Origin of the sequence: Streptantibioticus ferralitis, from assembly GCF_029223525.1 — a bacterium.
In the GTDB taxonomy this organism is placed as follows: domain Bacteria; phylum Actinomycetota; class Actinomycetes; order Streptomycetales; family Streptomycetaceae; genus Streptantibioticus_A; species Streptantibioticus_A ferralitis.
In genome coordinates this window covers 254,989-268,529 of record NZ_JARHTQ010000006.1, presented here as the reverse complement: position 1 = coordinate 268,529, position 13,541 = coordinate 254,989, and the positions used below count along the sequence as shown (strand labels likewise).

At 70.6% G+C, this 13,541-nt stretch carries 11 protein-coding genes; 3 read left to right on the top strand and 8 right to left on the bottom strand.

The features are described 5' to 3' along the window. Nucleotides 1–6: 6 nt before the first annotated feature. Nucleotides 7–750, top strand: a complete 744-nt coding sequence (locus tag P2L57_RS12210; protein ID WP_372515686.1) for an NUDIX hydrolase — start codon at nt 7–9, stop codon at nt 748–750. Continuing rightward, a complete protein-coding gene (locus P2L57_RS12205; protein ID WP_275812647.1) occupies nt 747–1,118 on the top strand; it encodes a GntR family transcriptional regulator in 372 nt (123 codons plus the stop codon). Before P2L57_RS12210 ends, P2L57_RS12205 begins: the two co-directional genes overlap by 4 nt. A 33-nt stretch (nt 1,119–1,151) precedes the next feature. Here the strand turns inward: P2L57_RS12205 and P2L57_RS12200 are convergent, their stop codons facing one another. After that, complete coding sequence (locus tag P2L57_RS12200; protein ID WP_275812644.1) at nt 1,152–2,564, bottom strand: CoA transferase; 1,413 nt, start codon at nt 2,562–2,564, stop codon at nt 1,152–1,154. 36 nt (nt 2,565–2,600) lie between these two features. After that, entirely contained in the window at nt 2,601–3,713 is a 1,113-nt protein-coding gene (locus tag P2L57_RS12195; protein WP_308292461.1) for a DUF5925 domain-containing protein, read from the bottom strand. Nucleotides 3,714–3,846: 133 nt separating this feature from the next. On the opposite strand from P2L57_RS12195, the gene P2L57_RS12190 reads away from it, so the two are divergent. Further along, a complete protein-coding gene (locus P2L57_RS12190; protein WP_275812638.1) occupies nt 3,847–5,235 on the top strand; it encodes a xylan 1,4-beta-xylosidase in 1,389 nt (462 codons plus the stop codon). A gap of 2 nt (nt 5,236–5,237) precedes the next feature. Here P2L57_RS12190 and P2L57_RS12185 read toward each other — a convergent pair whose 3' ends face one another. From P2L57_RS12185 to P2L57_RS12160, 6 genes are all read right to left on the bottom strand, one after another. Beyond that, the gene (locus tag P2L57_RS12185) at nt 5,238–8,891 is read right to left on the bottom strand and encodes a lipopolysaccharide biosynthesis protein (RefSeq protein ID WP_275812635.1); all 3,654 of its coding nucleotides are present in this window, start codon (nt 8,889–8,891) and stop codon (nt 5,238–5,240) included. Continuing rightward, a complete protein-coding gene (locus tag P2L57_RS12180) occupies nt 8,884–9,696 on the bottom strand; it encodes a polysaccharide deacetylase family protein (RefSeq protein WP_275812632.1) in 813 nt (270 codons plus the stop codon). The genes P2L57_RS12185 and P2L57_RS12180 overlap by 8 nt, the downstream gene beginning before the upstream one ends. Next, complete coding sequence (locus tag P2L57_RS12175; protein WP_275812629.1) at nt 9,693–10,706, bottom strand: glycosyltransferase family 2 protein; 1,014 nt, start codon at nt 10,704–10,706, stop codon at nt 9,693–9,695. The genes P2L57_RS12180 and P2L57_RS12175 overlap by 4 nt, the downstream gene beginning before the upstream one ends. Continuing rightward, a complete protein-coding gene (locus P2L57_RS12170; RefSeq protein ID WP_372515685.1) occupies nt 10,703–11,545 on the bottom strand; it encodes a glycosyltransferase family 2 protein in 843 nt (280 codons plus the stop codon). The genes P2L57_RS12175 and P2L57_RS12170 overlap by 4 nt, the downstream gene beginning before the upstream one ends. A gap of 549 nt (nt 11,546–12,094) precedes the next feature. Beyond that, nucleotides 12,095–13,195 carry a GNAT family N-acetyltransferase gene (locus tag P2L57_RS12165; protein WP_275812627.1) on the bottom strand — a complete coding sequence of 367 codons (1,101 nt, stop codon included), beginning with the start codon at nt 13,193–13,195 and terminating at the stop codon, nt 12,095–12,097. Then, nucleotides 13,192–13,506 carry a hypothetical protein gene (locus P2L57_RS12160; protein WP_275812624.1) on the bottom strand — a complete coding sequence of 105 codons (315 nt, stop codon included), beginning with the start codon at nt 13,504–13,506 and terminating at the stop codon, nt 13,192–13,194. Before P2L57_RS12160 ends, P2L57_RS12165 begins: the two co-directional genes overlap by 4 nt. Nucleotides 13,507–13,541 lie beyond the last annotated feature (35 nt).

Genomic DNA, 13,541 nt, shown 5'->3' with positions numbered 1-13,541 from the left:
CCCGGCATGACTACGGAGCGTACTGGCAACGATGCGGCGCAGGGCGGGAACGCCGCCGAGGCCGTTGACAGCGAACCGCTGGCCTGCCCTCCCCAGGGCGAACAGCCGGCCCGCCATGCCCAGGGCGAACAGCTCGGGCGGGACGCCCAGTTGGACGGCGCACGGGTACGGGACGAGCAGCACGCCGCCGCGATCCACCCCGGGAAGCCGCGACGGCACGCCGAGATCGTGGATGTGCACCTGATACTGCGCCAGGACCGCCGAGTGCTGCTCGCCCGCCGGGCGAACACCGGCTACGCGGACGGACTGTGGAACGCGCCCAGCGGACACGTCGAGGATGGTGAGGACGTGCGCACGGCGGTGATCCGGGAGGCGTTCGAGGAAGTCGGCGTGGTCATCGCCCCGGCGGACCTGCGGGCCGCACTGGTGATGCAGCATCGGGCGCCGGATGGGAACGCGCGCATCGGATGGTTCTTCGAAGCACGCCGCTGGAGCGGAGAAGCGGTCAACCGCGAGCCCGCCAAGTGCTCGGACATCGCCTGGTTCGAACTCGACGCGCTGCCGGACGACACGGTCGCCTACTGCAGAGCGGGCGTTGACGCCTATCGGGCCGGGGATCGCTTTGTGCTGCACTGGCACCACGCGGGCGACTCGATCGGATACCACCCGCGAAGCCCGAGCCGCGCGGTGGCGTTGCCGCACAATGAACCCGACATACGACAGTCGCAGCCAGCTGGAGACCGTACGTGAGCCTCAAGATCACTGTCGATCCTGAATCGGCCGTCGCGCCATTCGAGCAGGTACGGGAACAGGTCGCCGCCCAAGCGCGCGGCGGCACGCTCCCGGTGGGTTACCGCATGCCCACCGTACGAGGTCTCGCGGAGGACCTCGGGCTGGCCGCCAACACGGTGGCGAAGGCATACCGCGTGCTGGAGGCGGACGGGGTGATCGAAACCCGCGGTCGGCACGGCACGTTCATCGCCGCCGCGGGCGACGCGGCGCAACGGCAGGCGGCGGCCTCGGCGGCGGAGTACGCACAGCGAGTCCACCGCCTCGGCCTGGACCGCTCCGCCGCGCTGGCCGCCATCGAGGACGCGTTGCGTGTCGTCTACGGGTAGCCGGTCCGGCCCGCCGCGCGAGCCGGTACGGCCCTAGGCCCAGACCGGCTGGTCCGTGCCCCAACGGCTCGGTGCGGACGACCAGTTGGCCGGACCGCCGGCGAAGGACACCGGGGGGAGGGCATGGACAAGACGGCCGAACGACGCGTCGGTCCGCGCGAGATGGCGCGCTGGATCGTAGGCGTCGTATACGTCCTCGTCCGTCCACTCCTCGGCGGTGATGCCGTTCGTCAGCCAGTTGGCTGTCGCGGCGAGGCTGAGCCGCAGCACCGCACCGCCGCCCGTGTCGTGCTGCTCGGTGAGCGCACGCAGTACGGCGGCCGCCAGCAGATGTCCCGTGCCGTGGTCGATCGCCTGGGCGGGCAGCGCACCGGGTCGGCCGTCGGACCCGGCCTCCGCCATGGCGATGCCGCACGCCGCCTGTACCAGGCTGTCGAACCCGCGGCGCTCGGCCCACGGCCCCTGGTCGCCCCACGCGCTCAACTGGGCGATGACCAGCCCCGGTCGGCGCTCCAGCAGCGCCGGTGCCGACAATCCGAGCCGGTCCAGTGCGCCCGGCCGATAGCCGGTGACCACGACATCCGCCATGCCGAGCAGTTCGTCGAAGACCGCGCGGTCCGTCCCGCGCGTCAGATCGAGACGGGCCGACCGCTTGCCGAAACCGGTATCCGCGTGGGCATCAGCCAGCTCCGGCAGCCGCGGCGAGTCGATCCGCAGCACATCCGCGCCGAGCAGCGCCAGTGTCCGTCCGGCGACCGGGCCCGCGATCACCCGGGTCAGATCAAGCACCCGGACACCCGCGGCGGGCAGCAGCACTCCGGCGGGCAGCGGCCGCACCGGCCGCCGAGGCGCGCCGGGCAACCGCTCCACGTGCACCAGCGGCTGGGCCGCCGCCGCGCGGCCCGCGGGGTGCTCGGCCCACTGGTGTACGGTGCGCACGGCGACCGCCAGGCCGCCCGCCGCGTACACCCGCTCCTGTACGTCCTCCGCCGCCAACTCGCCGAGCACGGGGGCGAGTTCATCGGCGAGTGCCGTGTCCTCGCCCTCGTCGCGGATGTCGAGGGAGGCGAGCAACCGGGCGCGGTGGTGCGGATAGTTGGCGTGGGTGCGCACCCAGCCGTCGGCGGTTCGCCAGAACCCGGACAGTGGAGCGAAGGCGATGGGCGCTCGGCCGTCGATGCGCAGATGCCGTTCGCTGGTGAAGGCGGTGGCGACGGCGTCGTCGTCCACCCGTACCGCGGGCGCCGGGCGTCCGGTGCGCCGAGCCGCCAACTCCGCGGCGGCCAGCGAGCAGGCGGCGACGGTTGCCCGGGCCAGCGCCCGCACCGGCAGCCGCGCGGGCAATCCGGTGCCGGGCCCGCCGTACGACACCCGCTTCAGCAGCTCCGGCGCCCCGCCGAGGACCGCCCAGACCTGCCCGGCGGCCTCCTCAGATTCATGTGTCATGCACCCATAATGCTACGGCCGGCGACAGCCTCGGCCCTAGAGGTACAGGCCGTCCGTGGCCTCGGCCTGGGTGGGCAGCAGGGGCGCCGTGCCCCGGCGCAGCGCGTACAGCTCCGCGAGCGTCGAGCCGTCGCGCCCGACGCCCTCCGCCGTACCGAGCCAGGCGACCGCCTCCTCGCGGGTCAGCGGCCCCACCTCGATCCGGCTCAGGCAGCGGCCCGGCCGTACCACCGCGGGGTGCAGCCGCTCCAACTCCTCGTTGGTGGTGATGCCGACCAGGACGTTGCGGCCCTGCCCCAGCAGGCCGTCGGTCAGATTGAGCAGCCGGGACAGCGCCTGGCCCGCGGTGTGCTTGGCCTGGCCGCGGATCAGCTCGTCGCAGTCCTCAAGCAGCAGCAGCCGCCAACGGGGCGCGGGCTCGCCGCCGAACTCGCTGTCCTCCTCGCCGATGGCGAGGTCCATCAGATAGCCGGGATCGTTGAACAGCCGCTCGGGGTCCAGTACGCAGTCCACCTGGCACCAGTCCCGCCAGGAGCGCGCCAGGGTACGCAGGCACGAGGTCTTTCCGGTGCCCGGCGGCCCGTGCAGGAGCAGCAGCCGACCGGTGATGCCCTCGGGCGTCAGCTTCATCAGGGTGTCCATCGCGTCGGCGACCGGCGCGGTGTAGTTGCCCCGCACCTCCTCCCAGGTCGACGCGGTGATGGCGCGCGCGTTGCGGACCGGGCCCCGGCGGTGCGAGAAGTGCCAGAAGCCCATCTGCACCAACTCCGGCTGCGGTTCCGGCTCGTCCTCCGCACCGTCCAGCACCTGGTCGAGGATCCGCCGCGCCAGCTCGTCCTCGACCGCGGTGACGGTGACATCCGCCCCGCGCTTCCACCGGGACACCAGGATCGTCCAGCCGTCACCCTCGGCGAGCACCGCGCGGCGGTCCTTCTCGGCCGCCGACCGCAACACCCGAGCGCCGCCCGGCAGCAGTGTGACCCCCGATCTGACGCGCTGCACCGAGTGGCCGCGCGCGTACGGCTGGGCGCCGGAGGCGAACCGGCCGAGCAGCATGGCGTCCACGATGTCGGACGGTGAGTCGTTGCCCGCGGTGTTCAGCCGGATCGGCAGCGCTGCGTCGGGCAGGTGGTCATCGGGCGGGCTCATCGCGGGCATGACGCCATGATCCGGCAGAACTGCCGGGGTCGCGCGGCTTTTTCCGGGTTGATCGACAAGGAAAACCCTCACAGGGTTTACCAAAACGGTCGTTACGCGTGCTTCTCCGCCTTACAGTGCCAAGGTGAGCGCTCGTCATGCGGCCGGGAGATTCGGCCTCTTACGCGCCGGTCGGCAACGCGTCGTCGTGCTGATCGCCGTCGCGACGGTGGGGCTTGGCCTCCTGCTGACCATGTTCGACACCACAGGGCACGGTGTCGCCGAACGGTCCACCGGCACCGCGGCGCCCGGCGTCTACGGAACCCCCGGCTCCGGCCAGTCGCCCAGTGCCCGGCTCGGCTGGGGCTTCACCCACACCGAGTACAGCGCCGACCGCGGTACCGCGGCGGCCGAGGACAGTGCGGGCAGACTGCTGGCCGCCCAGCCGCTGCCGCAGAACCAGGCCATCATGGGCTGGGGCGCCGACAACCCCGAGCCCTCGCCCGGCCAGTACGACTTCAACGGCCTGGACAGCCGTATCGCCCTGATCCGCAAGACCGGCGGCACACCCGTGATCACCCTGTGCTGTGCGCCCGACTGGATGAAGGGCGGCGCCCGGGGCGCCACCGACTGGTCGCGCATCGAGGCCGCGCCCACCCCGGACCACTACGCCGACTTCGCCCAACTGGCCGCCAAGGTCGCCCAACGCTACCCGGACGTCCACGACTTCATCGTGTGGAACGAGTTCAAGGGCTTCTGGAACGACAGTGCGCAGCGCTGGGACTACGAGGACTACACCCGCCTGTACAACCTCGCCTACCGGGCGGTCAAGGGCGTCAACCCGCGGAACATGGTGGGCGGTCCTTACCTGAACATGGACAGCATGCCACCCGGCTCCAAGGACAACTCCTCCTCCGTCAGCGGCCCCTGGGGCAGCCTCGACCAGCGGGTCGTCGATGCCCTCGACTACTGGAAGCGCAACAAGGCGGGCGCCGACTTCCTGGTCGTCGACGGATCGAGTACCACCCACGACGGCGCCCTGGTCCCCGATGACTTCACCGCCACCGAGAAGTTCAACGACCTGAGCCGCTGGCTGCGCCAGGACACCGGACTGCCCCTGTGGTGGGCCGAGTGGTACGTCAAGCCGGACCACACCGTCTGGCCGGAGAACCGGCTCATGGCGGTCCAGGCCACCGCCATGACGCAGCTCGCCGAGGGCGGCACGGACACCGCCTTCTACTGGAATCCGGAGTCCGAGAGCGGCGACTGCTCGGGCTGCCTGTGGACCGGCACCGGGGCCGACCAACAAGGCGGCACACCGCTGCCCATGATGAACCTGCTACGGCGCTTCGCCGCCGCCTTTCCGCCGGGCACGGCCTTCCGGTCGGTGACGGTCGACAACACGAAGGTGCGGGTACTCGCGAGCGACCGGACGCTCCTCGCCGTGAACACCACCGACCAGCAGATCACCGCCCACATCGACGGCAAGGCCGTCAACCTGGGCCCGTACGCGGTCAGTTGGACCAACCGCTGAGCTCAGCTCAACGTCGTGAAGCGGTCCACCAGGGAGGCGAGGAACACCGCGAGCAGTGGCAGCGCCAGGTAGAACGACACCTTCATACCGCGCCGCCGCCTGCCCTCCGGAACCAGGACACGTACCACCTCGCGGGCGCCGAGCAGCACCATCAGCAACGCCGCCGCGATCGAACCCACCACCGTCCACGGCGTCCACGTCACCACCGGGCCGACCTTGCCGACGACCGGACGCGGTACGGTCCCCGCGGGCGGGTCCGCCAGCTGGTAGACGGCGGCATCCGGGTTGGACATCACCTTCCGCAGGTCCTTGCGGGCGTCGAGTCCGGCCACCACGCGGATACGCCAGTCGGCCGGGTAGCCCGCGTCCAGCTGCAGATAGGTGGCGGTACCGGAGGTGATCAACAGATACGACTGCGGGCCCGCCGCCTTCAGGTCCGCGACCATCGCGCCGACCTGTGACGGATCGCGCGGCGCCGGCACCCCGCGGTAGTTGACCCGCTCCATGTCCCGGGCCATCCACGGCAGGTTGGGCGTCGGATCGTTGGCCGGGTCCTTGCTCGGCCACAGCAGCCGGGCGGACGGCGCGTCATGGTCGTACACGTAGTCCATGGCCGCGACCTCTCCGGTGCGGACCCGCTCGAACGTCTCGTTGCCCCAACGGGCCATCAGGAAGCCTCCCATGAGCACAAGGCCCGCCAGCAGCGCGGCGACCAGCCCCGGCCAGGAGCGGTCCGACCCGGCGCGCGGGAAGAGTGCCAGCGCCGCCAGCACGCTCGCGCCCGGCAGCGCGAAGAGGAAGACCCGCAGCGCCATCTCGCCGCCGTACGACTGCATGCCGAACCCCAGAAACGGGATCAGCAGCAGGATCAGCAGCGCCCGATCGCTGATCCCCGCCCGCCGTCTGCGCAGCCAGCCGAAGGCGGCGAGCGTCATCACGCTCGCCGCCAGCAGCACCCGCGAGTACAGCACCAGTTTGTGGACGGGGGAGCCGCCCTGGATGCGACCGGAGACGCTGGAGGAGAGATTGCCGCCCAGCGAACCCATACCGCCGAACAGTTCGTTGAAGTGCCCGGACCAGTACGGCTCGGCCAGGAAGCCCACCCAGGCGATCACCATGACCCCGCACAGCAGCGGCAGCCCGTACAGCGTGGAGCGCTTCCAGATCACCAGCGCCGCCGCCACCCCGAGCATGACGAACGGGGTGAGCTGATGGCTGACCACGGACGCCGCGAAGAGCGCCACCAGGACACCGAGCAGAATCGCCCGGTCGGCCCGGCCTGCCGGGCGCGCCTCCGCCTCGCCCGGCAGCCGCTTGCCGCCCTCGCTCCGTGTTGAGCGGAACCAGACCAGCAGCACGGCCACGAACATGATGTAGAAGAAGTAGTTGATCGACTGCGGTGAGAAGTAGTCCTGGCCGACCCAACCGCACAGCACGAACAGCCAGGCCGCACACCACTTGGCACGCCAGCTCGCCCGTATCGCGTGCAGCAGCAGCATCAGCGGTGCCAGATAGAGCAGTTCGACCGCCAGCGGCCACCAGCGCAGCACCTCTGTGAGGTCGGTGATCCCGCAGGCCCTGGTGACCAGTGCGACGCCCGCGAAGAAGCCCGGCCAGGAGAAGCGCGCGTCAAGGTAGGGGACCGCGTTGCCGGTTCTGGTGATGTACTCGATGAACCCCGCGTGCTGCCAGGCGGTCGGGAAGCGCGGCTGTGACTCCAGCACGGCGGGAACCGCGTGCAGCGACACCACGGTCGTCAGCAGAACGGCGAGCAGCAGCCAGGGCCGGCAGCCGCGCAGCGCCAGCGCCCAGCAGAACGCCACCACCAGCAACGCCGTACCCACCAGAGTGAGATGCGGCAGTACCGAGATCAGCCCGAGACCGTTCATCCCGTCCAGCGAGGCGTCGTTCATCCCGCGCAGCGGCAGCCAGTACAGCGCCAGCGCCACGGCCAGCGTCAGCCAGCCGCCAAGCGCCGCCCAGGACCAGCGCGCCACCCGCTCGCGCACCGGAATCCGCGGCTCCGGAGCTGTCTGTGCGGGCGGTGGCGCCGAGACCGGATGCGGTGTGACCCCTTCGGACCGCGACTCCTGGTTGGTCTGCGGATGCGGGGGGACATACGGCCGCCGCTCCAGATGGTCGAAGTCCAGCCGGACCCCGAGCGGAAGGGTGTCCTGGTCGACCGCGGCGCGCAGCGCCCAACGGGTGCCGAAGACCAGCGTGTCGGTGTCGAGTGGGACCGGCGCGGGCGGTTCCACGACCGGTGCCGGGGCGGGCGCCGGGGCCCGCAGTATCCGCGCCAGACCGAAGCAGGCGATCACCGCGATCACCGTCTGACTGGCCAGCTCCGCCACGCCCGCGCCCACGATGCCCAGCGACGGCAGCAGTAGCAGCGTCGACCCCAGCACCAGCGCGCACAGCAGGCCCTGGAGCACGGCGATCCGAGAGGTGCGGCTCTGGGCGCGCAGCACCCCGAAGTACGCCTCGAACAGCACCCGGGTGAGCGAGGCGATCGCCATGAACCGCAGCAACGGGCCGCCCTCGGCCGCGTACCCCGCGCCGAAGACATGGAGTATCTGCGGGGCGAAGACCACCAGGAACATGCAGATCGGAACCATGATCCGGGCCATCCGGCGCAGCGCGGCCCGGCAGTTCTCGGCGATCCGCGACGGGTCGTGCGCACCTTCGACGGTCAGCGAGGAGCCCATGTTGATCGCCAGCAGATCGACCGTGCCGCCGATCGTCGAGGTGATGTAGAAGTACGCGTTGTCCTCCGCGCTGATCCGCGCCGCGACGATGACCGGCACCAGATAGACCACCGCGAGTGCGAACAGCGACCCCGTGTAGTCCCCGGCGAGGAACCGCCCGATCTCCCGGCCTGTCGGCGGATCGGTCTTGCCCTCCGTCGCCCTGACATGACGGGGGATCAGCCGTCGGAAGACCAGCCAGCCGAGCGGCAGCACAGACAGCGCGATGGCCGCGACCCATGAGACGAAGACCCCGGTCGCCGGGATCACGGTGGCCAGCACCACCAGCAGGGCGAGTTTGGCGGCGGAGAACACCGTGTTGCCGAACGGCACCCACACCGCGCTGCGCAACCCGGTCAACACCCCGTCCTGCAGGGTGAGCACCGACCAGGCGACCACCGCGCCGACGAAGGCCAGCCCCGGCACCACACCGCTCAGGAAGTGGTACGAGGGCCCCCACAACCCCAGCGTGAGCAGGAAGACCCCGGCGGCAGCCGCCACTATCAGCGAACTCAGCACATAGGTGGCGGAGACGAGCCTGCCGGTGCGCTTGCCCGCCACCGGGATGAACCTGGCCAGCGCACCGGTGAGGGTGACCGCCGTGATCCCGGCGAGGAACTTCATCGCCGCGATCGCGGCCGAGCCCCTGCCCACCGCGTTGTCGCTGTAGTAGCGGGCGGCGACCAGCCAGTAGCCGAGCCCGAGCACCGCGGAGACCCCGGTGTTGAGCATCAACGCATAGGCGTTGCGGAACAGCGGATCGCCCCCGCCGCGTCGTCCGGGCAGCCGCAGCCGACCGGGTCTGGGCGGACGTTCGGTGGCGACGTCGGAGCCCGCCGTTCCGTGACCGGGTGCCCGCTGGCCGGATGTGCTCGTACCGGATGTCTGCTGGGTGGTCGTCTCAGACACGGGCTCCGCGTACCTTCCCCAGTGCTCGGCGGGTTCTGCGCACCATGGCATAACTCTTTGTCAACGCCCGGTCCTTGGCGAAGCTCCGGGCAACGGCGCGGCCCTCGACGAGTCGTTCGAACTCCGCTATCGAGGTGGACCGGCGCACCGTGACCCGCCGCAGTGCGTACGGCCCCTGGGCGCGGGCGGCCAGCCGGTTGCCCACCGCCAGCGAGATGCCGAACCCCGCGGTGCGCACGGTGCGCCGCACCCGCTGGCTGGAGTAGCCGTACGGGTACGCGAAGGAGATCGGTGGCGAGTCGAGCTCCTCGGCGAGGATCTCCTTGCAGCGCAGCACCTCGAACCACAGTCGCTCGTCGGAGAGTTGGTCCAGTTGCGGATGGCTGTGGCTGTGCCCGCCGATCTCCACGCCCGACGCCGCCAGCTCACGCACCTGGTCCCAGTCGAGCGTGGTGTCCGGCGCGCCGGGCGCATGGTCCTCCGCGCCGCGCCCGCGCATCCAGCCCGTCGAGGTGAACAGCGTGGCCGGGAAGCCGTGCCGCAGCAGTTCCGGCAGGGCGTGCCGGTGCACGCCCTCGTATCCGTCGTCGAACGTGATGAGCACCGGCCGGGCGGGCAGCGCACGCCGCCCGTCCCGCCAGACCGCGGCCAACTGCCGGGTGGTCAGCGGTGTGAAGCCGCGATCCGCCAGCAGTTCCATCTGCTCGGCGAACGCCGCCGGTGCCACCGAGAGCCCACGCGCCGCCTTCGCCGGAGCGGCAGCGACCGCGTGGTACATCAATATCGGCACCCCAGCAGTGGTCATACCGCTGCTCCTCTCGTCCGTCCGTCCGGCCCGGCGGGCTCTGCGGCGGCGATCACGAAACGGCCGCCGCCGCGATGGGAACGCACGGTTCCGACGGCGTAGCCGGCCGCGGCCGTCGCCACGCCGGCCACGATCGCGCCGGCCCGGGCCAGGCCGTCAGGCCGGCCCCGCAACGCGTCCCGCACGCCGCGCAGTACGCCCGACGGCAACACCCTTGTGGTGTAACGGCGTTCGGTCTCAAGCCCCGCCTCGGCGCCGACGCTGCGGGTCACCAGCGCCTTGGACAGCCCCTCGGCGTAGCAGCGGGTACGGAAGTACCCGAACCGCTCCCGTGCGGGCGGCACCCGGTGGTGGATGACCGCACGGTCGTCGATCAGCAGCAGCGCGTCCGGGCGGGCACGCTGCAGCCGGATGCACAGCTCGGTCTCCTCGCAGCCGAGCGGGCGCTTGTCGCCGTCCCGGCCGATCCCGGTCGCGAAACCGCCCGCGGCCTCGAACGCGGCGCGCCGGAACGAGGCGTTGCCGCCCAGCACATTGCGCACCCGGACCCGGCCGGGCGGCAGGCCCCGATAGGTGCAGCCCACCACCCACTCGAACTCGGGCGGAAACCAGGCGGGGCGGCGGCCGGAGGCCCAGGCGGGCATGGTCCTGCCGCCCACCGCCATCACCCGGTGGTCCTGGTAGGCCGCCACGAAGTGCCGCAGCCAGTCCGGCTCGGCGACCGCGTCGTCGTCGAGGAACGCGATGACCGAGCCGGTGGACCGGTCGATCCCGGTGTTGCGGCCCGCGGACAGGCCGCGGGGCCCGGCGTTGGGCAGGACGGTGACGGTGCCGTCGGCCTCGTACCGTTCGCGCAGCCGGGCGAGCAGCGTGGGGTTGTGGTCCACCACGAGCAGTGTTTCGTGTGCCGGGAAGCTCTGCGCCTGCACCGAGGCCACCGCGGCGAGGATGTCGCCCCAGCGGTCCTCGGTGTACACGCAGATCACCACGGAGACGGTCTCCGTGCTCAAGAACCCTCCCCCAGACTGGCGCTGGCCGGCAGCACCGCGGGACGCGAGCGCAGCCGACGTGATCTGCGCTCGCGCACGATGACCTTGAGGACGCGCAAGCCGTCCCGGACCGCCCGCAGGTTGCTCGCGCCGTGGATGCGCAGATGCTCGTGGCTGGGAATCTCCTGGACCTTCAGGCCGGCCTTGACCACTCGGATGTTCATCAGGGTCTCCACCTCGAAACCGGCGCAGTCCAGCCCGATGTGGTCCAGGCAGTGTCTCCAGAAGGCGTTGTAGCCGTAGCACAGGTCGGTGTAGCGGGCGCCGAACTTGGCGTTGACCAGTGCGCACAGCGCCCAGTTGCCGAGCTTGCGGATGGGTGTCATGTCGTCGGTGCCGCCGCCGTTGGCGAAGCGCGAGCCCTTGGCGAAGTCGGCCCCGGAGACCAGGGCTGACACATAACTGACGATCTCGTTGCCGTCGGCCGAGCCGTCGGCGTCCACCATCACGATGATCTCGCCGGTGCACGCCGCGAATCCGCTGATCAGCGCGTCCCCCTTGCCGCGACCGCGCTGTTCGACGACGGTGACCGACGGCCACAGCTCACGCGCGACTTTCACGGTGTCATCGGTGGAGTGGCCATCTACCAGGATTACTTCATGGATCCAGGGCGGAAGTGTGGCGAACACATGCGGAAGATTCTCCGCCTCGTTCATCGCCGGGATCACGACGCTGACCGGCGGTGCGATCGCCAAGTGCGAGGAAACCGGCCGGAAGTGCACCGGAGTGCTGGTGGGATTCGTGGGTGGATTCGAACTTATGGTTGATCCGGGCATGGCTGGTTGAACAAACGAGCTCATGAGTCCGTTTCCCTCTCGTCCGGTCGACCGCCCGCACCGGGCGGCCCGTGTCGTGGGTCCGGTTCGAAAGGGGGGTCACACCCGGCCTACGCCGTCTTCGCCCAAGGCGGGATTGCCCATGGCTGAATCCGGCTCCTTGCAGGCCCGGTGAGTTGGCGTACGTGACCGGCCGCGCGGCGCGCGGCTCGGCACATGCGCAGTGTCCGAGCACGGCACCCCCCTACCGCGCCCCGTATCGGTTCCATCGCGGCCTATCGAGCCCCCTCCCCTGGGGTCCCCTAGGGCCGCCCTTCCCTGATGGCCGATCCGGGTGGATGTCCGACGGTATTGATGATTAGGACTGTAAGGCAAGACCCGGCGCGGTGATTCACAATTGAAAGAATTGCTGTCCAGAAGTTTCTTTGATCTTGCCGAGCTGATCGATCTTGAGAGGAAGCGAGCTATTCCTTTCGAGTCGCAGGACAAATGCGCTGCGTGCGGGGTTGTGCGGCTGGCCTACCCGATACGGCGCGAAGAAGCGCGGGGTGCGCACGATGGGCCGGGAGCGCGTCAGTCGCCCGCGCGCAGCCGCCCCAGCTGCTTGAGCAACTGGTCGGCGCGGCCCCGGAGTTGGGGGCGCGCCAGCACCGCGTTGCGGGCCCCCCGCACTGGCGCACGCCGGGCCAGATGACCGATCGCGACCGGGTGGCGCCGTGTCACCCAACCTTCCGTCACGGAAAGTTCACGAGTTTTGAGCGACTCTTTGTATTCCTTTTCGCCCCGGCCGAGATCAAGATAGCCGATCCCGTCAGCCGCAGCCGCCTCGGCCATTCTCAGATGCAACGCGAGACCCGGTGAGTATTTACCGAACGCGGTGTCGTACGCCGGGAACCAACAGGCGATCACCCGGTCGGAACGCAACCCGAAGTGCGCTGCCACCGGGCGCCCACCCGCGTAGAGCACGGAGAGCAGCCCGGCGAAGGCCTCACCGCGGGTGTGGAAGAGGTGCTCCACGAGCTGCACGATCCACGGCCGGGCGAACCGGTCGCTGCGACCGGTCCTGCGGTACTGCGCCGACTTCCAGCCCATCAGTGTGCGCAGCACCGCGGGATCGCGCTCATCGTGTACGTACCGGACCTCGCCCGCCTCCCGCGCCAGCTTGCGCTCCTTGGCGAGCGTGGTGCGGACGAACTTCGCGGCGTGGCCGCGCAGATAGCCCAGATACGCCTCGTATCCCTGCTCGACGTCGATCACCGGAGAGGGGTACGAGCCGGTGGCGCCCATCTCGAAGGGCTTCTGGCCCTCGACGAGATGGTCGAACTCCCATATCGCCAATCGGCAGGCACGCAGCAGCTCGCGCGCGTCCCACTGGAAGCCCGGCCGGTGCACCAGCCCCTGGCAGTCGGACAGACCGAGGCCGACCGCCCTGCCGACGCCCAAGGCGGACCGCTGGAAGGGGAAGAAGGCGGCGGGCTCACCGTCCTCGTGGACCACCGCTACCCGCACCCCGCGCCGGAAGCGGCCCACCGCCGTGGTGAACTCCGGTGACAGGAAGGGATTGGCGAGCGAAGGACTGCCGGACACCCAGGCCCGCGACTGGAGGCCGGTCCAGGCCGCACGGTCGGCATCGGTCAGCTCGGCCGGGCGCAGGACACGGATCTCCGGTCTCAAGGATCGCGCCTTCTCGCCGTGACTCCGTAGCCACGCCGGGCCAGCGGCAGCAGGAACATCGCGGCGCTCAGCGCGGCGATCACCACCACACCACCACGTATCGACCACTGATGCAGCATCAGCATCACCTGGCCGACCAGCAGGTCCAGCACGATCGAGCCGACCGCGGCGACCACCACCCGGCTGAGCGGGTCAAGGCTGCGCAGCGTGCTGGCCAGCGCGGCTCCGGGCGCGACGATCAGGAAGAAGAAGGTGAACGGCGCGCGCAGCGGCGAACTGATGTTGGCCAGTACAAGCGCGGCACCGGCCACTCCCGTGCCGACAGCAGCACCAGCGAGAAGTGGCA

Excerpts from the sequence above, each read along its gene's own strand:
- P2L57_RS12210 (WP_372515686.1), top strand. The coding sequence starts at position 7 with ATGACTACGGAGCGTACTGGCAACGATGCGGCGCAGGGCGGGAACGCC.
- P2L57_RS12200 (WP_275812644.1), bottom strand. The coding sequence starts at position 2,564 with ATGACACATGAATCTGAGGAGGCCGCCGGGCAGGTCTGGGCGGTCCTC.
- P2L57_RS12195 (WP_308292461.1), bottom strand. The coding sequence starts at position 3,713 with ATGAGCCCGCCCGATGACCACCTGCCCGACGCAGCGCTGCCGATCCGG.
- P2L57_RS12180 (WP_275812632.1), bottom strand. The coding sequence starts at position 9,696 with ATGACCACTGCTGGGGTGCCGATATTGATGTACCACGCGGTCGCTGCC.
- P2L57_RS12170 (WP_372515685.1), bottom strand. The coding sequence starts at position 11,545 with ATGAGCTCGTTTGTTCAACCAGCCATGCCCGGATCAACCATAAGTTCG.